This is a genomic window from Bradyrhizobium sp. CCBAU 51765, assembly GCF_015291725.1.
Lineage (GTDB): Bacteria > Pseudomonadota > Alphaproteobacteria > Rhizobiales > Xanthobacteraceae > Bradyrhizobium > Bradyrhizobium liaoningense.
The window spans coordinates 5,055,629-5,076,500 of the sequence record NZ_CP030038.1 but is presented as its reverse complement, the minus strand read 5'-3'; the positions used below and the strand labels follow the sequence as shown (position 1 = coordinate 5,076,500).

General features: G+C 63.9%; 17 protein-coding genes. 8 read left to right on the top strand and 9 right to left on the bottom strand.

Annotation, left to right across the window (positions count from 1 at the left end; translation table 11 throughout):
• The first annotated feature begins 20 nt into the window (after positions 1-20).
• Together XH96_RS24430 and fhuB are read left to right on the top strand one after the other, a co-directional pair.
• Positions 21-953: an ABC transporter substrate-binding protein gene (locus XH96_RS24430; RefSeq protein ID WP_194388017.1), complete on the top strand. Its 933-nt coding sequence runs from the start codon at positions 21-23 to the stop codon at positions 951-953.
• Positions 940-2,946, top strand: a complete 2,007-nt coding sequence (gene fhuB, locus XH96_RS24425; RefSeq protein ID WP_194388016.1) for a Fe(3+)-hydroxamate ABC transporter permease FhuB — start codon at positions 940-942, stop codon at positions 2,944-2,946. The genes XH96_RS24430 and fhuB overlap by 14 nt, the downstream gene beginning before the upstream one ends.
• Positions 2,947-2,967: 21 nt before the next feature.
• On the opposite strand, the gene XH96_RS24420 is transcribed toward fhuB, so the two are convergent.
• On the bottom strand, positions 2,968-3,822 hold the full coding sequence (locus XH96_RS24420; protein ID WP_194388015.1) for an ATP-binding cassette domain-containing protein: 855 nt from the start codon (positions 3,820-3,822) through the stop codon (positions 2,968-2,970).
• The gene (locus XH96_RS24415) at positions 3,819-4,880 is read right to left on the bottom strand and encodes a siderophore-interacting protein (protein ID WP_194388014.1); all 1,062 of its coding nucleotides are present in this window, start codon (positions 4,878-4,880) and stop codon (positions 3,819-3,821) included. Before XH96_RS24415 ends, XH96_RS24420 begins: the two co-directional genes overlap by 4 nt.
• 55 nt (positions 4,881-4,935) lie before the next feature.
• On the opposite strand from XH96_RS24415, the gene XH96_RS24410 reads away from it, so the two are divergent.
• The 3 genes from XH96_RS24410 to XH96_RS24400 all read left to right on the top strand — a co-directional run bounded on the left by XH96_RS24410 (position 4,936) and on the right by XH96_RS24400 (position 9,444).
• Positions 4,936-6,882 (top strand): cyclic peptide export ABC transporter, encoded by a 1,947-nt coding sequence (locus XH96_RS24410; protein ID WP_371739876.1) that lies wholly within the window; start codon positions 4,936-4,938, stop codon positions 6,880-6,882.
• Between the two features lie 179 nt (positions 6,883-7,061).
• The gene (locus XH96_RS24405; protein WP_194388013.1) at positions 7,062-8,123 is read left to right on the top strand and encodes a GNAT family N-acetyltransferase; all 1,062 of its coding nucleotides are present in this window, start codon (positions 7,062-7,064) and stop codon (positions 8,121-8,123) included.
• Between the two features lie 22 nt (positions 8,124-8,145).
• Entirely contained in the window at positions 8,146-9,444 is a 1,299-nt protein-coding gene (locus XH96_RS24400; protein ID WP_194388012.1) for a lysine N(6)-hydroxylase/L-ornithine N(5)-oxygenase family protein, read from the top strand.
• 1,270 nt (positions 9,445-10,714) lie between these two features.
• Here the strand turns inward: XH96_RS24400 and XH96_RS24395 are convergent.
• The 6 genes from XH96_RS24395 to XH96_RS24370 all read right to left on the bottom strand — a co-directional run bounded on the left by XH96_RS24395 (position 10,715) and on the right by XH96_RS24370 (position 16,315).
• A complete protein-coding gene (locus tag XH96_RS24395) occupies positions 10,715-11,551 on the bottom strand; it encodes a transporter substrate-binding domain-containing protein (RefSeq protein WP_194388011.1) in 837 nt (278 codons plus the stop codon).
• Positions 11,552-11,622: 71 nt separating this feature from the next.
• A complete protein-coding gene (locus tag XH96_RS24390) occupies positions 11,623-12,105 on the bottom strand; it encodes a MaoC family dehydratase (protein ID WP_194388010.1) in 483 nt (160 codons plus the stop codon).
• Positions 12,106-12,114: 9 nt separating this feature from the next.
• Positions 12,115-13,698, bottom strand: a complete 1,584-nt coding sequence (locus tag XH96_RS24385; protein ID WP_194388009.1) for an acyl CoA:acetate/3-ketoacid CoA transferase — start codon at positions 13,696-13,698, stop codon at positions 12,115-12,117.
• A 4-nt stretch (positions 13,699-13,702) separates the two neighbouring features.
• Entirely contained in the window at positions 13,703-14,845 is a 1,143-nt protein-coding gene (locus tag XH96_RS24380) for an acyl-CoA dehydrogenase family protein (protein WP_194388008.1), read from the bottom strand.
• Positions 14,846-14,857: 12 nt separating this feature from the next.
• The gene (locus XH96_RS24375) at positions 14,858-15,226 is read right to left on the bottom strand and encodes a tautomerase family protein (protein ID WP_194388007.1); all 369 of its coding nucleotides are present in this window, start codon (positions 15,224-15,226) and stop codon (positions 14,858-14,860) included.
• Positions 15,227-15,229: 3 nt separating this feature from the next.
• A complete protein-coding gene (locus XH96_RS24370) occupies positions 15,230-16,315 on the bottom strand; it encodes a LacI family DNA-binding transcriptional regulator (protein WP_194388006.1) in 1,086 nt (361 codons plus the stop codon).
• 184 nt (positions 16,316-16,499) lie between these two features.
• Between XH96_RS24370 and dapA the strand changes: the two genes are divergently transcribed.
• A complete protein-coding gene (gene dapA / locus XH96_RS24365; protein WP_194394238.1) occupies positions 16,500-17,411 on the top strand; it encodes a 4-hydroxy-tetrahydrodipicolinate synthase in 912 nt (303 codons plus the stop codon).
• 5 nt (positions 17,412-17,416) lie between these two features.
• Here dapA and XH96_RS24360 read toward each other — a convergent pair whose 3' ends face one another.
• Positions 17,417-18,319: a LysR family transcriptional regulator gene (locus tag XH96_RS24360; protein ID WP_194388005.1), complete on the bottom strand. Its 903-nt coding sequence runs from the start codon at positions 18,317-18,319 to the stop codon at positions 17,417-17,419.
• Between the two features lie 193 nt (positions 18,320-18,512).
• Here XH96_RS24360 and XH96_RS24355 point away from each other — a divergent pair, with 193 nt between their 5' ends.
• On the top strand, positions 18,513-19,703 hold the full coding sequence (locus XH96_RS24355; protein WP_194388004.1) for a CaiB/BaiF CoA-transferase family protein: 1,191 nt from the start codon (positions 18,513-18,515) through the stop codon (positions 19,701-19,703).
• A complete protein-coding gene (locus XH96_RS24350) occupies positions 19,700-20,863 on the top strand; it encodes an acyl-CoA dehydrogenase family protein (RefSeq protein ID WP_194388003.1) in 1,164 nt (387 codons plus the stop codon). The genes XH96_RS24355 and XH96_RS24350 overlap by 4 nt, the downstream gene beginning before the upstream one ends.
• Positions 20,864-20,872 lie beyond the last annotated feature (9 nt).

Genomic DNA, 20,872 nt, shown 5'->3' with positions numbered 1-20,872 from the left:
CCTCTCCTGAACTGCATTCCATGAGCACGTTCGTCCCACACCACAGGCTGTCCCGCCGCGCGCTTCTCCGCGTGGGCGCGGCGATCGGAGGCACGGCGCTCGCGGGCGCATGGCCGATGGCATTTGCCCAAACCAGAGGATCGCCAGCCGGGCCGCGGATCGCCGCGCTGGGCTGGGCCTGCGCCCAGACGATACTGGCGCTTGGCGTCGTGCCGTTGGTAATTCCGGAAATCGAGCGCTATGGCCGGCTCGTGGTCGAGCCGGCTGTCCCGCCCGGCGTTCAGGAGATCGGCCTGCGTTCGGAGCCCAATCTCGAGCTGCTGCAGAGCTTCGCGCCTGAGATCATCATCATTGATCCCAGCATCGCGGCCGTCGTGCCCCGGCTCAAGCTGATCGCGCCGGTCGAAATGTTCACGATCTTCAGACCCGGCGGGCATCCCCTGGACACGGCACGCCGTTCGACGATGGAGCTTGCGAAACGTCTCGGGGTGCAGGGGGCCTGCGAAGCCTATTTCGCGCGCTTCGATGTTGCCATGGCTGGCTATCGCGAGCGGCTTCGCGATCGCGGCGGCAAGCCGCTCTATCTCGTCAGCGAGATCGCGCGTAACCGCGCGCTCGTGTTCGGTCCGAACAGCCTCTATCAGGAGGTGCTCGACCAGTTCGGATTGAAGAATGCTTGGCCCGGACAGAGCGGCCCATGGGGCTATACCAGTGTTGGGCTCGAAGTGCTGGCCGCGGTTCCGGACGCGCGGCTGGTGTTGATGACCTCGCGGGTCGCCGATGTCGAAGCGCTGCTGAAGGCTAGCCCGGTGCTGCGGACCCTGCCGTCGCTTCGGTCGCACAGGCTCACGATCCTGGACAATCAGTTCTTCTATGGCGGCGTGCCGGCGGCCGAGCGTTTCGCTCGTCTTCTCGCCGAACGGTTGCCGCGGGAAAGCCATGAGCAAGGTTGACGCGCTGCCGGCCCGATCCGGCTTCGAAATGCATCCGGCGATGCTGATCGGGTTGTTGGTAGCGGCCGCGGCCGCGCTCACCTGGCGGAACCTGTCGGGATATCTGCCCGCGAGCGCCTGGCTGCCTGTGTTGTGGCGGCCCGAGATCACCGATCCGCAACAGATGCTCGTGCACTACACGGTGTTTCCGCGAATCGCAGTGGCTCTGCTGGCCGGCGCAGCTCTCGGCCTCGCCGGCGCCGTTTGTCAGCAGGTGCTGCGTAATCCGCTCGCTGAACCGAGCACTCTCGGTGTCCTGAACGGCGCGTATCTCGCGCTGGCTGTGACAACCCTCTGGGCGCCGTCGCTGCTTGCCTTTGGCCGGGAGTGGATTGCGCTGTTCGGCGGGTTCGCCGCGTTCCTCTGCGTGTTTGGGCTGACCTGGAAACGCGCGCTGTCGCCCGTCGTCCTGGTGCTCGCGGGATTGATCGTCAGTTACTACTGCGCCGTGACCACCCAGGCGCTGGTGCTGCTCAACCACGAATATCTGATCGGGCTGTTCATCTGGGGTGCGGGTTTCCTCAATCAGCAGGACTGGAGCAACGTGACGTTCCTGGCGCCGCGGCTCCTGATTTCGATCGTGCTGATCGCGGCGATGGTTCGTCCGCTGACCTTGCTCGGGTTCGACGACGAGACCGCGCGCAATCTGGGCCTTGGATTGACGCGAGCGCGGATCTTCGCGCTCGTCATTGCGATCACGCTCAGCGCTTCGGTCGTCAGCGTGGTCGGCGTCATGGGATTCGTCGGCTTGTCCGCGCCCGCTATCGTCATGCTGTCGGGCGCGCGTCGCTTTCGCGACCGGCTGATCTGGGCGCCTCTTTGCGGCGCCGTGCTGCTGTGGCTGACGGATCAGCTCGTGATGTTGATTCCGCCCGGCTATCGCGAAATGCCGGCCGGCGCGGTGACGGCCCTGATCGGCGCGCCGATGTTGCTCCTGCTGCTGCCGCGGCTGCGGGCTACCATGCCGATGGGAAATCTGACGCCATCCGCTCCGCCGCGCCTCGATCACCCCTGGCGCGTGATCCTGTTCGCTCTTGCCTTGCTGCTGCTCGTGGTCTGGATCGCACTCGCCCTGGGGGTCGGCTCGGACGGCTGGCACTGGAGCGGTCCGTCCGGCTTGCAGGAGTTCTGGCCGTGGCGCGGGCCGCGCGTGGTGTCGGCGCTGGCCGCGGGCGCGACGCTGGCGGTCGCCGGCACGCTGCTGCAACGAATGACCGGCAATCCGATGGCCGCGCCGGAGGTCATGGGCATCAGCTATGGCGCCGCGATGGGCGTGATCGTTCTGCTCTATCTCTTTCCCGCGCACACGCGGCTGGCGCAGATTGCGGCGGCCGGCATCGGCGCCTTCATCGTGCTGGCGCTGGTGCTGCTGTTCAGCCGGCGGTCCGAGTTCAGTCCGGAGCGCGTGCTCTTGGCCGGGGTCGCCATGAGCGCGGCGTTCGGCGCGATCATCGCCATGGCGCTGGCGACGGGCGATCCGCGGATCGGCACGCTGCTGTCGTTGCTGACCGGGTCGCTTTACCAGATCGGTCCGGCCGAGGCCGCGGTCCTCGCTGGGGCGGCGCTCGTTCTGCTGATCATGGTGCCGCTGCTGTCGCGCTGGCTCGACATTCTGCCGCTCGGAGCGACGGCCGCGCGTTCGGTCGGCATCTCGCTGGCGAGAAGCCGCATCATCATCATGCTGCTTACGGCATTGCTGACCGCGACGGCGACGCTGATGGTTGGCCTTCTGAGCCTGGTTGGCTTCATCGCGCCGCATATGGCGCGGATGATGGGAGCGCAGCGCGCGCTGCATCAGGCGGCGCTGGCCGCGTTGATCGGGGCAATCCTGATGGTTACAGCGGATTGGGCCGGGCGCATGGTGATCTTCCCGTTCCAGATGCCCGCCGGCATCTTCGCCATGATGCTCGCCGGACCCTACCTCATCTGGCTGCTGCGCCCGCAGCGGCGATGACTACGGCCCAAGCGATGCCGCTTACCGCGCGAAGCTGATCAGATGGTCGTGATCCGGCGACGGTATCACGCCCATCGGGATGCCGTAGATGGTTTCGAGCTCGGCGGGCGTCATGATTTTTTCCGGCTTGCCGCGGGCAATCAGCTTGCCGGAGTGGAGCGCGATGATCTCGTCGCAAAAGCGGGCGGCCATGTTGACGTCGTGAAGCACGACGACCACGCCAAGATTGCGTTCGCGGGCGAACTGCCTGACCAGCGACAGCACCTCGATCTGATGGGCGATGTCCAGCGCCGAGGTCGGCTCGTCGAGCAGGAGGCACTCGGCATCCTGCGCCACCAGCATGGCGATCCAGGCCCGCTGACGCTCGCCGCCGGACAACGTATCGACCAGGCGGTCCGCGAATGGCTCGATATGGGTCAACGCCATGGCGCTTTCGACCTTCTTGCGGTCGATCTCGCTGAACCGGCCGAGCGCGCCGTGCCAGGGATAGCGGCCGAGTGCGACCAACTCTCTGACCAGCATGCCGGCGGCGGGCGGCGTCTGCTGCGGCAGGTAGGCGACCTTGCGGGCATAGTCCCGATCGCTCCAGGCGCTTAGTGCGCGACCCTCGAAACGAATCATTCCCGACGAACTTGGCTGCTGGCGCGACAACAATTTCAGCAAGGTCGACTTGCCGGAGCCGTTATGCCCGATCAGTCCGACGACGCTGCGCGCGGGAAGGGACAAGGTGAGTGGTTCGAGCAGCGCGCGCCCAGCCACCGCGAAGCCGACCTGGTCGAGTTCGAACAACGAGGGGGGTACATTTTGTAAGGCCTGCGTGGTGCCGGTCGGCGCGGCGAGCGTGCTTTCGTCCGTCTGCGCGTTTTGGAAAGTCATGGTTGGCGCAGGCTCCAATAGGCGACGGCCAGATGCTGATCGCGGGAGAGCTTTCGCTCGTCGCGCAAATGGTTTCGCAGGGTCTTCAGCGCCTGCGCCTCACACGCGACCCAGGCGAAGACCTCGCCATGGTCGGGCCATTGCACGGCCTTGACGGCGTCGACGAGGATCTCCGTCGTTCCGGCCGGACGGCCCGCGCGATGCAGCCAGCGGATCGCTACGCCGCTCGGCGCGACCAGCGGAACTTCCTCGCTTCGATCGGCAACCTCGATGAAGGCCTCACCTGTTGCCGTCGCCGGCAGCGTCTCGAGAATTCGCGCGATGGCGGGGAGGGCGGTTTCGTCGCCCGCGAGAAGCAACCAGCGTGCCGGACGAATGCCGCGGCCGAGCGGGCCGGCCATGCCGCAGACGGCGCCGGCCTTTGCGGTGACGGCGAAGGCCGAGCCCGGTCCGGCATGATCATGAATCACGAAATCGATATCGATCTCGCGGGTCTGCAAGTCGATGCGGCGGATCGTGTAATAGCGGGTCACGGGCCTGCGGTCGGGCTCCGGCCAAAGGATACGTCCGTCCGGCGCCGGCCACGGCCATTCTGGCTTGGCGAGGCCTTCGGGCGGGAAGTACAGCCGCACGTGCAACTCGTCGTCGTTCACGAAACGGGCGATGTCTTCGCCGGTGAAGGTCAGCCGCCGCATGTGCGGCGTCAGGGTGATCGCGGTCTTCAGCCGCACCTCGCGGAAGTTGGCCAGCGTGCCGCCGTTGGACTCATGACCGGACCAAACGATGGTCGGGGCAATGTCGCCCGCGAACTCGATCACATGCGAGGCGACGACCGCGCGCAGCATCTCCAGATTACCCTTGTCGTCGGCCTCGACGCGGATCTTGAGCACTTCGGCCTCGACGGCGAGGGAACTGGTTCCGAACGGCAATGTCGCCACCATGAGGCCGTCGCGGTCCTCGAAGGCGATGTCATGCTCGGCCAGATGATCGATCATCCGCGCAGCGAGGCCGGTGGCATCGGGAAGCACGATGCGGGTTTCGGAGATAAGCGGGTCCAAAGTCATTCTCCATCGGGCCTGTCCGATGCTGGCCTTCAAGTGCTTCGATGTCCGGATGTCGCGGCCCGGCACGGCGTTGGATCAAAATCCTGCTCGCCCGCCGGCTGCGCTGCAAAAGCGGTACTACCCGCATCATATTAAAGGCATTGGCGATCCCAAATTAGAATCCATCGAAAGAGCCGACGAAATAAGTGCTGGAAGCGCGGTGCTGCCATCATGTATTCGCATCACATCGGCACGGCTTGTTCTGATCGTGACGGACCGTATAGGTTCGCATCAGGTCTCCTCCAGCGCGGCTCTCATCATGAACTCACGAAGCGGCCTGATGGCGCAGATTCTGCACCTCCTGCGACCTTACTGGCCGCTCGTGCTCGGCGGCATCGTTCTGGGTCTGGTTGGCGGTGCCAGCGTCGCGGCGTTGCTCGCGGTCGTCAATCACGGGCTCTATGCCACGCAGGCCGACGTCATCACGCTACTGCTGGCGTTTGCCGGCCTGTGCCTCCTGATTTTGATCGGGTCGATCGGCGCCGATGTCAGCGCCAATTACGTCGGACAGCGGATCATCGCCGAGCTTCGCAAGTCGCTGGCCGCCAAAATCCTGGCCGCGCCCATCGATCAGCTCGAAATCTACCGGACCCATCGCCTGATCCCGGTCCTCACGCAGGACGTCGACACGATCAGCGATTTCGCGTTCTTCTTTTCGTCCTTTTTCGTCTCCCTCGTGATCGCGCTAGGCTGCATGGTTTACCTGGCAGTGCTGTCGTGGCCGTTGTTCCTGATCACGGGAGCCGTCATAGTTCTGGGGTCGCTGGCGCATGGCTATGCAAGAACCAGAGGCGTCCACGGCTTCAACGTGGCGCGCGATGCGGAGGATCAGCTGCACAAGCAGTATCGCGCGATTGCCGAGGGCGCCAAGGAGCTGCGTCTCAATCGCGTCCGCCGTTGGCGCGTCTATGCCGAGCAACTCCAGCAGACCGTCGACCGGATCAGCTCGGTGCAGATCAGGTCGATCAATCTGTTCGTGACGGCGCGGGCGTTCGGCACGATGCTGTTTTTTGTCGTGATCGGCGTGGCGCTGACCTTGCGTCCGTTCCTTTGGCCCGACAGCCCTGCCGCAGTTTCCAGTGGCTTCGTGCTGGTCCTGCTCTACATGCGCGGACCCATTGATCAGGTCATCGGTATCCTGCCGGCGCTTGGCCGCGCCCAGGTCGCGATGCGGCGCATTGCGGAACTCTCGGAGCAGTTCTCGACCCCCGAGCATAATCTTCTGGCCACTGCTCCCGCTCCGCCGGGCAAGACTACAATCGAATCGATCGAGCTTCGTGGCGTCACCTATGCCTTTCGCGCCGTACCGGGCAGTGCCCCCTTCGTCCTTGGGCCGGTTGATCTGGTTGTCCGGCAGGGAGAAATCGTTTTCATCGTGGGGCAGAATGGAAGCGGAAAGACGACTCTCATCAAGCTGTTGCTGGGCCTATATGCTCCTCATGGCGGCCTCGTGCTTCGCGACGGCTCGCCCGTCCTGACGGAGACGCGGGACGATTACCGCCAGCTCTTCACGACCATCTTCTCCGACTACTATCTGTTCGAGGATCTCATACGCGGAGAGGGCGTGGTTCCCGATGTCGCGGAGCGCTACCTCCAGCGGTTGGAGGTCGCGCACAAGGTCTCCGTCGAGAACGGCGTGTTCACGACGACGGACCTGTCGACCGGACAGCGCAAGCGATTGGCCCTGATGAATGCGTGGCTGGAGGAAAGACCCGTTCTCGTGTTCGACGAGTGGGCCGCGGATCAGGATCCGGCCTTCCGGCACATCTTCTACACGGAGCTGCTATCGGATCTGAAGCATCTCGGAAAGACCATCATCGTGATTTCCCACGATGATCGCTATTTCGGGATCGCGGATCATCTGGTGCGGCTGCGTGACGGCAAGATCGTCGCAAGTGAGGCGAGGGCTGATAACGTTGCTGAGGTTTCCGCAGTTCCAACCAACGCGCCACTTTAGATATATTGTGGCGAAGTGCCGGTGCCTTTCTGTCGCATGTAAACGACAGCATGCGATCCGTTTTGCGACAGGTTGTCAGATTTGTAGAGAATCTAATCTGCGTGTGCGCGCATTTCTTGTCAGCCTGTAGGCGAGTGATCTACACCACGCGTCAACGATGATCGAGATGCGAGGGCCGGATGAACAAGGCTTCGGATTCCGGGACCGGACCTCGTGCGTTTCCGGTCGGCCCGTACTCCGCTCTGATGGTTTTCCAGGAAGGCGATCGCCTTCGCGTCGTTGCCGATGACGTAACGGCATTGGAACTGCGTCTTCGGGATCGCGTCGATCACCTTGAGGTCTTGAATGCGTCGAAGGACAGTCAGCTTGCGGCACGGGCCGTGTCGGCGTCCGCCGAAGCGCTGTTTGCTTGGTGGCCGGGCGCTGATCGGATCGTTCTCGGTCTTGCTGATGGAGCCTCGCTTGCGCGGGAACTGATGGATAGCGGCCTTGCCTTCATGTCCGAGGGACAGTTGGTGTTGCTTTCCGAACTGGTCATGCAGCGACGGGACAATTGGCTGGTGCACCCCGAACGACCGCCATTTCCGCAACTCCACGTCTTGACGGACGGACGGCGGCATCCGCGGCGCGCCGCAAAGCCGACAGGAAAAGTGTATAGCCGGTTCATCCCCTGGCTGTCGCAGGTCGTCTCGTTTCGCGTGGCCGCTCTCGAGAATGATCTCCATCTGTTGCATCGCTGGATGAATGACCCCCGTGTCGATGCGTTCTGGAACGAGGCGGGCGATCTCGACAAGCATCGACGCTATCTGGCCGGCATCCTGGCCGATCCTCACATGCTGCCGCTGATAGGTTGCTTCGGTGATGAGCCGTTTGGCTATTTCGAGCTGTACTGGGCCAAGGAAAATCGGATTGCGCCGTTCTATGATGCCGGGGACTACGATCGGGGATGGCACGTGGTCGTGGGCGAGGACGCTTTTCGCGGCCGTCGTTATATCAGCGCGTGGCTGCCCTCGTTGATGCACTACATGTTCCTCGACGATTGCCGTACGCAGCGGATCGTGGGAGAGCCCGCGGCGGCGCATTCCCAGCAGCTTCGCAATCTGGAACGCTCGGGGTTCGCCAAGATCAAGAATTTCGACTTTCCTCACAAACGGGCGACCCTGGTGATGCTGTTGCGCGAGCGCTTTTTCGCTGATCGGCTCTGGCTTCCGGCAGCCGCCGGCCCGGCGGTCTCGTCCTAACGCGCAAGCGGAGTGCGGCTTCATGTCTCATCAACTTGCGATCGAGCACGACATCATCGGCGTCGGATTCGGGCCTTCGAACCTCGCGCTCGCCATCGCACTGGACGAATGCGCGAAGCGATCGCGGCTGAAATGCGCGCCGTTGTTCGTTGAGAAGCAGCCGCACTTCACCTGGCATGGTGGCATGCTGCTTCCGGGCAGCGACATGCAGATATCGTTTCTCAAGGATCTTGTCTCCTTACGCGATCCGACCAGCCCCTTCACCTTCGTGAACTATCTGCACAAGCGTGGCCGCTTGCTGGAGTTCATCAACTGCCGGACGTTCCATCCGAGCCGCGTCGAGTTCAATGATTACCTCCAGTGGGTGGCGAGCCATTTCAAGTCGCAAGCCGCTTACGGGGAAACGATCGTTGCCATCGAGCCGGTGACGGCCGGTCAGACAGTGACATCATTGCGAGTGCATTCACGATCGCTGGCCGGCGGCGAGACCGTGCGGCTCGCACGAAATCTCGTGGTCGCGGTCGGAGGCCAGCCGTATGTCCCGCAGGTGTTTGCCACGGCCGCTGACGACCGCCGGCTGCTGCATTCCAGCCGCTATCTCGACCTGATCGACCGGGTCGTCCCGCGCGGTCGGGCCGTGCGCGTAGCCATCATCGGCGGCGGACAAAGCGCGACCGAGGTGACGGTCGATCTCCATGGCCGATGCCCCCAGGCGCACATCGATCTGATCTTCCGCGGCCATGCCCTGAAGCCGTCCGACAGCAGCCCTTTCGTCAACGAGATATTCAACCCCGATTATACCAACTTCGTCTACGCGCAGCCTGCCGAGCGGCGGGACGCGATCGTCCGCAACTTCCGGAATACGAACTACGCCGTGGTCGATTCCGACCTGCTGGACCAGCTGTACCGGCTGCTCTACCAGCAGCGCGTTGGTGGCGGCGAAAGGATCGTGCTGCGTCCGCGCAGCGAGATCACGATTGTGGACGCGGGGCCGGACGGTATCGATATCAGCGTGGTCGACAACTTCCGTGGCGAAAGCCGCCGGTCGACCTATGACGTTGTCGTCCTGGCGACAGGATACGATAGGGAAACGCCGCACAGATTTCTCGAACCGGTCCGTTGCTACATTCGCGATGCGGCGTTGGATCGCAACTACAGGCTCGTGACCAGCCCGACGTTCCGGCCGCAGATCCACCTCCAGGGCTATTCGGAGTCCTCCCACGGCCTGAGCGATACGCTGCTTTCGGTTCTTGCCGTGCGTTCCCAGGAGATTGCGGAGTCACTGCTTTCGACCATATCGCGCCGGGAACTCATCGCGTAGCTCGCGTTGATGAACACGCCAATTGCTGCGCCGGACCAGGCGAATTCGGCACGGCCCCGCATTGACGATTAATGTGTGCGGTGAGACCGCAAAACCTACGTCTGCGGCCCCGAGGGTCGCTTCTGGCACGGCTCAAGCTGAGGTCGCGGCCCAATTCGCGATGTCCGCAGGACGCAATCTGGCGTGTTCTGATAATCGACTTGGAGCGGCCCCGATCTAGAACTTGTCCAATCGAGATCAACCAGGGGCTGTACACCGGGGACAACGCCGAACGGCTCTGCTAGAGATGTTCTTAGAACGATCTTTGGAATCTTTGTAGGTTCGGGTGGAACTGACCGTGAGGAAAGCCTTCGCTCTCAAGCAAAGCCAGAGTCATTTGCCGGAGCGGATCGCAGTCATATTGGTCTACAGCCCACTTGCGGCGTTGATCGGCAGGGAGCCGTCGACGCGCATAAACTATCTCCTCGAAATTGCGTCGCTCCATACCAGGGCCGAACTCCTTGCGCAGCCGGGGCTGGGACGCACGGGCGTATGCCGGATCGAGAAGTGGATGGCCTTTCACGGGCATCGCATGCGCGACGTCAACGAGAGTCTCGATAGCGTGATCTGCCGTTTTGCGTTCCAACGCTCTTCCGTGCGGAAGGGTAGTCGTCGTTGTCTCTCCTCGGTAACCACCTTGGTACAAGAGCGATCGCGCGAAGCAGCTCCGTAAAATCGCCGGATATCCCGATCGACGAGAGGCGGGAGGCCGGCCGGAAATGCGATGATGTCTGCAGCGACGCGTTCACTGCGATTTCCGTTCAATCGACGTCGAACTTGACGCCCTGGGCGAGCGGAAGCGTGCGGCCATAATTGATCGTGTTTAAGTTATTCAAATACTTAGTCTAGAGGGTAGTGTGTGCACGACGTGTGCACCGAGAGAGCAAGAAAAATCTTGCGACAGCCAACGATGAGCAAGCCTTCTGAGGCGGACGGCTCGGCCTTCAGTGGTGCAAGTGCAAGGCAAAGTTTTCGAGGTGACCGTAGACTATAGTGCGAGTGCTGACGAGCAACCTCAGTTCTCGAAGATGAAAATTGTCACTCAATCGCCACGTAGTCGCATGGTCGTGCTGATCGATCCGAGATCAATCCATTCCTAGTCTAGGGTATGGGCTGGTCGCGTTCCCCGCGACCAACGAGTATAGCGGGCGGATGCTGTTCTCCCATCAACGGCAGTTGTTGATAGGGTCGATCGTATATGCGCGGCCACACATGAGGCAGCGCAAGCTTGTCAATTGGTCGGCCCGTCGCCGCGAATGGCGAACGTCGTGGCCTTCAGCTTGGTCATGCCGAACTTGTCGAACAGCTTGTCATAGGTGCCGTCGGCGCGGATCGCCGTCAGCGCCTCGGCAGCGGCCTGGGCCAGTAGCTTGTCGCGGAAGGCAAACGTAATGTCTGTGCCGGCGATGTCACGGACCCAGATCTTTGCGATGCCCTTCTGTTCGAGCGAGTTGGCGGTCTCGTTGATATTGAGCGCGGCCTCGAGCTGCCCGGCGCGCAGCGCCGCAGAGGTGGCGGTGACGGTGGTGAAGGTGCGCAGCTCGATCGGCTTGAGGCCCTTGGCCTCCATCGCCGTGCTGAACTCGCGCGCCTTGCGCTCGGTGTAGGTCGCCGATTCCACGCCGACCACGCGGCCGGCGAGGTCTTCGAACTTTTCGAGCTTCAAGCTGGAGGAGGGATCGGTGTAGATGCTGATCGCCTGCTGCGCATAAGGCACGAGGTAGAGCATCTTCGAGCGCTCCTCGGTCCAGAACAGGCCGGTGTTGATGGCATCGAACCGCCCCGCGCGCAGCGCCGGGATCATCGGCGGGAAGTCCATGCGCAGGAACACCGCCTCGACGCAGATGCGCTTGGCGATCTCGCGTGCGAGTTCGACGTTGAGGCCCTGCAACTCGCCCTTGTCGTCGACGAATTGCTGCGGTGGCAGCGTCGGGTTGATCGACATCTGCCATTTCGGCGCCTCTATCAGGCTCGACGCCGGAACCTTCGGCGTGCAGGTCTGGGCACCGGCGGCCTGCGTCAGGCCGGCCAGAAGAACGAGGGCGGAGAAGATTTTGGGAAATCGCATCTGAATACTCCGATCAAATCGTGGGTGGCAGAGGAGCCGTTCTCCGGTCCGAAGTCTTCTTCATTGTCTCGTCATGTGGCCGCCGCAGCATCAGCTTGCCGGGTCAGGATCAACGAGATGTGGCGCGCCGCGGTCACCACCTCGTCGCGCTGGTTGAGGAGGTCGAGCGTCTCGACGACGATGCCGCGCGCGGGGTTTTTGGTCGGCCGCTTCTCGACGAAGCGGAAGCGCACCCGCAATCTATCGCCGGCGACGATGGGACCTTTGAACTTGACTTCGTCCCAGCCGAGCGAGGCGACCGATGTCTCCTCGTACAGCTTCAGCTCCGACTTCAGTCCTTCCATCAGAGACAGGCCGAACAGGCCATGGCCAATCACCGCGGGAAAGCCGCGGGAGCGCGCATAGGCGCTATCGACATGGAGCGGATGATGATCGCGCGTGACATCGGCGAAGACCGCGATGTCGGCCTCCGTCACGGTGTGCACGGCGGTCTCGAACTCCGCGCCGAGCGCGATGTCCTCGTAGCGGAGATTGATCGGGGCGCTCGTGTCCATGGCGATCCCTCAGGCGACCTTGCGTGGCCGCGCCGGGAGGGCCCGAAAACTCTGCGCGATGCCCATCGGCCCGGAGCGGAAGATACGCGGGTCCATGTCTTTCAGTTGCGGGCTGATGCGCGGCTTGAAGCCCATATGGGCGAGGATATCCTGCTCCAGCCGCACGCCCGGCGCGATCTCGGTCAGGGTCACGTGGCCGTTCTCGAGCTCGAACACGGCGCGTTCGGTGACGTAGCTGACATGCTGGCCGCGTTGAGCGGCGAGGGAAGCGCTGAAGCTGATCTGGCCGACTTGTGGGACGAACTTGCGGAAAGCGCCGTCGCGCCGGATCGCGAGGCGGCCGTTCTCGACACCGATGTCGAACTTGCCGCCGGTCATGGTGCCGCTGAAGATCAGCCGCTTGGCATTCTGGGTGATGTCGATGAAACCGCCGGAGCCGTCGCGGCGCTCGCCGAAGCGGGTGACGTTGACGTTGCCCGCCTCGTCCACCTCGGCGAAGGAGAGGAAGGCGCAGGAGAGGCCGCCGCCGTCATAGAAGTCGAACTGATAGGCCTGGTCGAGAATGACGCGCGGATTGATGGCGGTGCCGAATTCGCGGGTATGACCCGGCACGCCGCCGACGACGCCGGATTCCACCGTCAGCGTGATCAGATCGGAGATGCCTTCCTCGGCCGCGACATTGGGAATCATCGCGGAGATGCCGACGCCGAGATTGACGACGTCGCGCGGGCGCAATTCAAAAGCGGCGCGGCGGGCGATCACCCGCCGCTCGGTGAGCGGATCGGGCGTGATCATCGCCTCTGGAACCCGCGTCTCGCCGCAGCGCGCGGGATCATAGGCGGTGCCGTAGGTCTGCATCTGCTCGGGCTCGAGCACGACGTGGTCGATCAGGAAGCCCGGAATCTTCACCATCTGCGGATGGATCGAGCCGCGCTTCACGATACGCTTGACCTGGCAAATCACGGTGCCGCCGGCATTGTGTACGGCCTGCGCGATCGAGAGATCCTCGCGCGTCGTGCCCTCGTGCTCCATGCTGACATAGCCGTCCTCATCGGCCGAGGTGCCGCGGATGATGGCGACGTCGGGGGGAGCGGGGACGCGGTAGAGCAGCCAGGACTGGCCGTGCAGCTCGAGCAGGTCGACCAACGGTGCGGTGGTGCGCTTGTTCATGCGCCCGCCATCCTGGCGCGGGTCCATGTAGGTGTTGAGGCCGACATGGGTGAGTACGCCCGGATGCTTCGCGGCCATGGCACGGCAGAGCTGGCTCATCACGCCTTGCGGGAAATTGTAGGCGTCGATCAGCTCGTCGCGGACGAGGCGCATGAACGGCACCTGGAGCCCGAAGTTGCCGCCGATAACGCGCGTGATCAGGCCTTCATGAGCGAGATGGCAGAGGCCCTTCTCGGTCACGGCGCCGACGCCGGTGATGTTGATCAGCGTCAGATTGTGCGGGCCCTGGCCACTGATGAAACGTCGCTCCAGCGCATCGAGAATGGCTTCGGCAGCGCCGGTGCCGCCATTGCCGCCGACGATCAGCGTGTCGGCGTCGCGGATGAGACCGGCGGCCTCTGCCGCAGTGATGATGCTCAGCATGCCCTCACGCAGCCTCCTTCTCGACCTGGCGGGCGATGATCAGCCGCTGGATCTGGTTGGTGCCCTCGTAGATCTGGGCGAGGCGGACGTCGCGGAAGAGTCGCTCGATCCGATACTCGCGCGAATAGCCGTTGCCGCCGTGGATCTGCAGCGCGTTGGAGACGTGCTTCATCGCCATGTCGGTGGTGAACAGCTTGGCCTGCGCCGCCTCCTTGGCGATCGGCTCGCCGGCATCGTGCAGGCGCGCGGCATGGTGGATCAGCAGGCGCGCGGCGGCGATGTCGGTCGACATGTCCGCGAGCATGAACTGCACCGCCTGGAAGCCGATGATGGCCTGACCGAACTGCTTGCGGTCCCTGGCATAGGCGGTCGCGTCCTCGAACGCGGCCTGCGCCATGCCGAGCGCCATCGACGCCATCATCAGCCGGCTGAAGTTGAAATTGCTCATGGCCATCTTGAAGGCCTGGTTCTCCGGCCCCATCACGCTGTCGGCGGGCAGGCGAACGTCAGAGAAGGTAACCTGGCAGTCGTCGAGGCCGTGCATGCCGAGCAGCTCCTCGTTCTTGCCGCGCGCGACGCCGGGCAGGGCGCCGTCGACGAGGAGGCACGAGATGGCGCGATGGCCCGCATCCGCGCCGGTGCGCGCGAACACCATGATGCGATCGGCGACGCCACCGAGCGTCACCCAGGCCTTGGTGCCGTTGAGCCGCCAGCCATTGCCCTCGCGTACCGCGTTGGTGCGGATGCTAGCTACGTCGGAGCCGTGATCTGGCTCGGAGACGGCGGTCGCGGGAATGATGTCGCCGCTCAGAATCTGCGGGATCAGCGCCTTGTGCGCCTCGGTGCCGTGATGGTCGAAGAACAGCACGGCCTCGACTGGGATCGCAAAGGCATTGGCGACCGCGCCGGAGCAGCGCGCCAGCTCCTCCATCGCGATGCAGGCTGCGACCGCATCGAGACCGGCGCCGCCGGCGCCTTCGCGCAGGCAGATCCCGAACAGGCCGAGATCGGCCATGCCCTTGTAGAGCGCACGATCGAAGCGGTCCTCGCGATCGATCGCGGCGGCGCGCGGCAAGATTTCTGCCTCCGCGAAACGGCGGGCGGTCTCGCGCAGGGCTTTCTGGTCTTGGCTGTAGAAACGGTCCATGGCGTGCTCCCGTCAGTCGCTGGCGAGCTTGGAAGCGTGGGAGACCTCGCTGCGGTCGCGATCGCAGAAGTAGACCGCGACGTCGTCGCCCGGCACGCCATAGGCGCTGCACACGCCACGGGTCAGCGCGATCGCGGCGGCGCGGCGCTCGGCCTCGCTGCGGCGGAAGGCGTGGACCTTGAGCAGGATGCGCTGGCCGGTGGCCTCCGCGCCGAACGTGCCGGCATGGGCGTAGTCATCGGGAGCAATGTTCAGGAAGTAGAGCGTGACCGTGTCAGCTGTCACGCCAAACGCCGACATCAGGCCGTCGGTCACCGACCGCGCCAGCGCGGCCTTGCGCTGGGCTGGAGCTTGCGGGGCGAGCACTTCGACATAGGGCATCGATCAGACCTTCGCGGACTTGGCCGCAGACGATTTGGGTGAGGGCGATTTGGATTTCGCGGATTTCGCAGGGCCCGGGGTATCGATCTGGCGGCAGGAGTCGCGCTGGATCAGCCGCGCGCCGACGCGATATTCGCGAACACCATCACTGCCGTTGCCCTTGACGTCCATGCGATGCAGCAGCCGGTCGACGGCGAGATTGGCGAGATCCCGGGCGCCGTTGTCGACGATGCTGATGGCCGGGCGATGCCATTCGAACCATGGCATGTCTTCGTAGCAGAGCAGCGAGAGATCATCGGGAATGGCGATGTTCCGTTCCGCGGTGACGCGCAACACGCCGAGCGTGGCTTCATGATTGGCGACGAAGATCGCGCTGGGCGGGCGGGGATGGTCGAGCAGCTTGCGGCAGCAGGTCGCGCCGGTCTCGGGCACGTAGTGGCCGGCATGAACCAATGTGTCGTCCCTGGCGATGCCGGCCTCACGCAGCGCGCGGACATAGCCGGACAGCCGTTCGCGGCCTGACGTGGTGTCCTGGCGGCCGACGATCAGCCCGATGCGCTTGTGCCCGAGTTCGATCAGGTGACGTGTGCCCAGATAAGCGCCTTGCGGATCGTCCGCGAGCACGGTCTCAAGATCGGTCGCGTCGTCGCGCCGCACCAGGCAGACGATGGGCACGTCCTTGGAGAGCGTCTCGAGCTGCGCACCGTTCTTTCCCGTGGGCACCACGATCAGCCCGTCGATGCGGTGGTCGACCAGCGTGGTGAGGGTGTCGCTCTCCTGCTGCGGATCGTCGCCGCCGATGCACAGAAGCATCTGATAGCCCAGCGCCTTCAGGCGCGCCTGCACCACTTCGGCCATTACCTGGAACGAAGCGTTGGTGAGATTGTGGACGAGCAGCGCGACGAGCCGGGACTGTCCGGTCTTGAGGCCGCGTGCGATCGGGTTCGGCCGATAGCCAAGCTCGCGCGCGATGTGCATTAGGCGCTGCTGCGTGCGCTCGCTGGTCAGGCCGGTTCCCGTCAGCGCTCGGGAAGCAGTGCTGACTGAAACACGGGCCGCCTGTGCCACATCTTTGAGCGTGACGCTCATCAAACCTGCCGATAAATTGCAAACGATTGCAGAAACGCTATGAGCATATTCCGCACGGATCAAGCTCAAAAAATGGATGGTGTTGCCCAATGCAGAGCCGTCTATGCAAACGATTGCATAATGCGTGCGGATATTCCGCAGGCGGCGCCCATCGCCTGAATCCACCCGAGCACCCGGCAGTACCCTGATGAAGACGTTCCGCGGCACCTATACCGTCATGATCACCCCGTTCACGACAGCGGGCGAGGTCGATGTCGCGGCCTTGCGCGCCTTCGTCGACTGGCAGATCGCGCAGGGCATTCATGGGCTGATCCCGCTCGGGTCGACCGGCGAGTTCCTCTCCATGGACGATGACGAGAAGGCGCTGGTTGCCGAGGTCGTCATTCGCCAGGCCGCGGGCCGCGTCCCCGTGCTGATCGGCACCGGTGCGGAGGATACGCGCGAAGTGGTGCGCCTCAGTCGCCGTGCCGAAAAACTGGGCGCCGACGGCGTGATGATTATTCCGCCGTTCTATTCGACGCCGACCGACGACGAGCTCGTGCATCATTACAAGAAGGTTGCCGACGCAATCGCGCTGCCGATCATGGTCTACAACAATCCCGCAACCGCCAATGTCGATCTCAAGCCGCCACTTGTGGCGCGCATCGCCGAGATCGACAACTGCCTCTATATCAAGGAGTCGACGCTGGAGGTGACGCGCGTGCGCGACATCATCCGCCTCTGCGGCGACAGGATGACGGTGTTCGGCGGCATCCTCGGCTTCGAATCCTTCGTCGAGGGCGCGCAGGGCTGGGTGGCCGTGGCCTCCAACGTGGTCCCGGCGGAGATGGCCCGCATCTTCAGCCTCGTCGCCGACCACGGCGCGATCAAGGACGCGCGCGAGCTCTATCTCAAATACCTGCCGGTGATCGAGTTCGTCGGCGGCCAGGCTTACGTCGCCGGCAGCAAGGCGCTGCTCAGTCATATGGGCTTTGCGGCCGGCCATCCGCGCCCGCCGCGACTGCCGCTTCCCGCAGCACAGGATGCTGCCGCGCTGGCGTTGATCGGGCGCTTCGGTCTGACTTGGCCGGATGCATCAAAGCGGGCGAGCGCATGAAGGCCTCACTGCCGCGCCACTGCAATCCGGGCCGCGATCTCCTCGCGCGCGTGCCTGATCAGGGATTGCGTCAGCCGTTGCTGCATGCGGCCGGCCGGCACGACGGCAGATACGGTGACCTCGGTCTTCGGTTTGAACGGTATGCTCCTGAGGCGGCTATAGCGTGTCGAGGACGCCGTCAGCTCGTCCATGATGGTCACCCCGAGCCCTTCTTCGACGAAATGTCCGGCGACATTCATGAAGCGCACCTCAATGGCAGGCGCGAAGTTGACGGCGCTGCGGCGAAACGCCTCCTGGATCAGGCTGCTGATGCGGCTCGAGGTGCGGGCGTTGATCAGAGGCATATCGCGCAGATCGGTCGGACTGACAAAGCTCAATTGCGCCAGCGGACTATCGCCCGGGCAGGCGCAGACCATGTCGAGCTGCGCCAGCGGCAAATAGTCCAGCGTCGGACGCGGATGCGGCTCCATGGCGAAGCCGACGTCGACGATGCCGGTCTCGACATATTCCAGGAGATCGTCGAGCCGCTGCGTCTCCAGCGAGATCTCGACCCCACCGTGATCGCTGCTGAAACGCGCGACCACCTGCGGCAGCAGCGATTCCGAGAGTTCGGAGGTGGCGACGATCCGCATCCGCCCCTTGCGGCCGGCGCGCAGATGCGCGGCCGTCTGGCTGATCAGATCCTGCAACAGGAACAGCGGCTCGGCCTCCGCGAGCAGGATCTGCGCCTCCTGCGTCGGGACCATTCGCTTGTTGACGCGGTCGAACAGCAGGAAGCCGAGCGTGGTCTCCGCGTGCTTGATGGCGTTGCTGACCGCCGGTTGCGACATGCCGAGATCCTTCGCCGCCGCGACCGTGGATCGCGTGCGCATCACGGCGCGCAGGATTTCAAGCTGTCTAAGATTCATCTCGCATTGTCCGGTCATGAGTGAGCGATGACAGTGTGCATTATAGATTTCGGTTATCAACCTCGCTCGGAAAATAATTGATGGCGATGTTGTCGGTCGTTCAGGTGTCAGCTTACGCTTCATGCGAAGACATCGCGCGATGGACGAAGCATTCTCAAATGCGAGAGCCTGAGCGCCAGCATGGTGTGAACGCATGAACCTGCTCGACGGCGTCAAGATCCTCAGTTTCAATCACTATCTCGCGGGTCCACTTGCCGCGCAGACGCTCGCCGATCTCGGCGCTGACGTCATCGCGATCGAGCCGATCGAGGGTGCGTTTCAGCGCAACTGGGCGGTCGCCAACCATTTTGTCGCAGGCGACAGCGTCAATCATCTGGCCACGGGGCGCAACAAGCGCAGCCTCGCCGTCGATCTCAAGCATCCCGACGGCGTCGCCGCGGTGAAGAGGCTGGTCGCGACCGCCGACGTCGTCATGGAGAATTTCCGGCCGGGCACCATGGCCAAGCTCGGTCTCGGCTACGACTCGCTGAAGGCAATCAACCCCGCCCTGATCTATGCGGTGGCGACCGGGTTTGGATCAGAGGGGCCGTACAAGGATCGTCCCGGTCAGGACCTGCTGCTCCAGGCGATGTCCGGCCTTGCGATGCGGACCGGGCGGGCGGACGGCGAGCCGACGGCGGTCGGCGCTGTCATCGTCGATCAGCACGCCGCCTCACTCTACGCCATGAGCATTCTGGCGGCATTGTTCGCACGAACGAAGAGCGGCAAGGGGCAGCTCGTCGAGGTCAACCTCTATCAGGCCGCGCTGGATCTCCAGGTCGAGCCGCTGACGGCGTGGCTGAATGGCGCGCCATCGCCGACCTCGCGCGGTCCGGCCGGTATCGCGGCGTGGTTCAGCCCCGGGCCTTACGGCGTCCACGCCACGGCGGACGGTCATATGGCGATCTCCATGGCTACGCCGAGCGCGCTCGCGGTCGCGCTTGAGAGCGAAGAACTGCAGAAATTCGCCGACACCGACAGCTTCTCGAAGCGCGAGGAGATCACGCGGATCGTTGCTATCAGGCTGAAGCAGAAGTCGACGTCCGACTGGCTACCTTCGCTTGAAGCCGCGCGGGTCTGGCATGCGCCGGTGCAGGATTATCGCGATCTCGAGTCCGATCCTCAACTTAGGCATCTCGGCGTGTTCAAGAGTGCCGAGAGCGCAGGCGGCGCGCCAATCCGGATGGTCGCCCATCCCGCGCGCTATGACGGGCAGACGCCGGAGATCCGGCTGGTGCCGCAGCGGCTGGGCGCGCAGACGCGCGAGGTGCTCGGCGAGATCGGCTATGGCGCTGCCGACATTGACGCGATGATCGGCGGCAAGGCCGTGGGAGTGGCGCGATGATCGATTTTTCTCTCCCCGAGGAGACGCGTCTGCTTGTCGATACCGTCCGCCGTTTCGTCGAGACGGAGGTGCAGCCGCTCGAAGACGTCGTCGAGCAGACGGCTAAGGTGCCGGCCGACGCGCTGGCGGTCACCAAGGCCAAGGCGCAAAAGCTCGGCCTTTACGCCATGAACATGCCGGCGGATGTCGGCGGCGGCGGATTGACTTGCGTCGAGCATTGCCTTGTCGAGGAGGAGTTCGGCAAGACCTCGGATGCGCTGATCCGCCGCGTGTTCGGCCAGGTCTATCCGATGCTGATGGCCTGCAAGGGCGATCAGGTCGAGCGCTACCTGCTGCCGACGGTGAAGGGCGACAAGATCTGCGCCATGGCGATCACCGAGCCGGGCGCCGGTTCCGACGCCGCGTCGATCAGCACGACCGCACATCTCGATGGCGACGAATGGGTGCTCAACGGCACCAAACACTTCATCAGCGACGGCGACATCGCCGACTACATCATTCTGATGGCGCTGACCGACAAGGACAAGCGTGCCCGCGGCGGCATCACGCTGTTCCTGGTCGACCGCGACACGCCCGGCTTCAAGGTCGCGCGCACCCAGCCGATGATGGGCCATCGGGGTTATGGCCATGCTGAGCTGAGCTTCGAGGATTGCCGCATCCCGAAGACGGCCGTGCTCGGTGAGGTCGGCGGCGGCTTCAAGCTGATCATGCAGAGCGTGCTTCAGATCCGGCTTGCCCATATCGGCGCGCGCGCCGTAGGCATGGCGCAGCGCGCGCTGGAGATGATGCGCAGGCACGCCGGCGAGCGGCGCCAGTTCGGCCAGCTGATCGGCGAGTTTCAGATGGTGCAGAAGCTGATCGCCGATTCCGCCACCGAGATCTTCGGCGTGAAGATGATGGTGATGAATGCCGCTTGGGACATCGACCAGGGCAAGGATGCGCGCGACAAGGTCTCGATGATCAAGGTCGCGGCGTCCGAGATGCAGGGCCGCGTGGTCGACCGCGCCATCCAGGTGTTCGGCGGCATGGGCTTCAGCAAAGACCTGCCGCTGGAACGGATGTATCGCGACGCCCGCGTCACCCGCATCTATGACGGCACCTCCGAAATCCACCGCATGCTGGTCGCGCGCAGCACCATCAAGAACGGCTTGCAGCTCTAGGAAACGATC

Coding starts and splice junctions, on each gene's coding strand:
- XH96_RS24355 (WP_194388004.1), top strand. CDS start 18,513: ATGAACCTGCTCGACGGCGTCAAGATCCTCAGTTTCAATCACTATCTC.
- XH96_RS24405 (WP_194388013.1), top strand. CDS start 7,062: ATGAACAAGGCTTCGGATTCCGGGACCGGACCTCGTGCGTTTCCGGTC.
- XH96_RS24385 (WP_194388009.1), bottom strand. CDS start 13,698: ATGCTGAGCATCATCACTGCGGCAGAGGCCGCCGGTCTCATCCGCGAC.
- XH96_RS24375 (WP_194388007.1), bottom strand. CDS start 15,226: ATGCCCTATGTCGAAGTGCTCGCCCCGCAAGCTCCAGCCCAGCGCAAG.
- XH96_RS24350 (WP_194388003.1), top strand. CDS start 19,700: ATGATCGATTTTTCTCTCCCCGAGGAGACGCGTCTGCTTGTCGATACC.
- XH96_RS24420 (WP_194388015.1), bottom strand. CDS start 3,822: ATGACTTTCCAAAACGCGCAGACGGACGAAAGCACGCTCGCCGCGCCG.
- XH96_RS24370 (WP_194388006.1), bottom strand. CDS start 16,315: ATGAGCGTCACGCTCAAAGATGTGGCACAGGCGGCCCGTGTTTCAGTC.
- XH96_RS24395 (WP_194388011.1), bottom strand. CDS start 11,551: ATGCGATTTCCCAAAATCTTCTCCGCCCTCGTTCTTCTGGCCGGCCTG.
- XH96_RS24360 (WP_194388005.1), bottom strand. CDS start 18,319: ATGAATCTTAGACAGCTTGAAATCCTGCGCGCCGTGATGCGCACGCGA.
- XH96_RS24380 (WP_194388008.1), bottom strand. CDS start 14,845: ATGGACCGTTTCTACAGCCAAGACCAGAAAGCCCTGCGCGAGACCGCC.
- fhuB (WP_194388016.1), top strand. CDS start 940: ATGAGCAAGGTTGACGCGCTGCCGGCCCGATCCGGCTTCGAAATGCAT.
- XH96_RS24430 (WP_194388017.1), top strand. CDS start 21: ATGAGCACGTTCGTCCCACACCACAGGCTGTCCCGCCGCGCGCTTCTC.
- XH96_RS24410 (WP_371739876.1), top strand. CDS start 4,936: ATGTCGCGGCCCGGCACGGCGTTGGATCAAAATCCTGCTCGCCCGCCG.
- XH96_RS24390 (WP_194388010.1), bottom strand. CDS start 12,105: ATGGACACGAGCGCCCCGATCAATCTCCGCTACGAGGACATCGCGCTC.
- XH96_RS24400 (WP_194388012.1), top strand. CDS start 8,146: ATGTCTCATCAACTTGCGATCGAGCACGACATCATCGGCGTCGGATTC.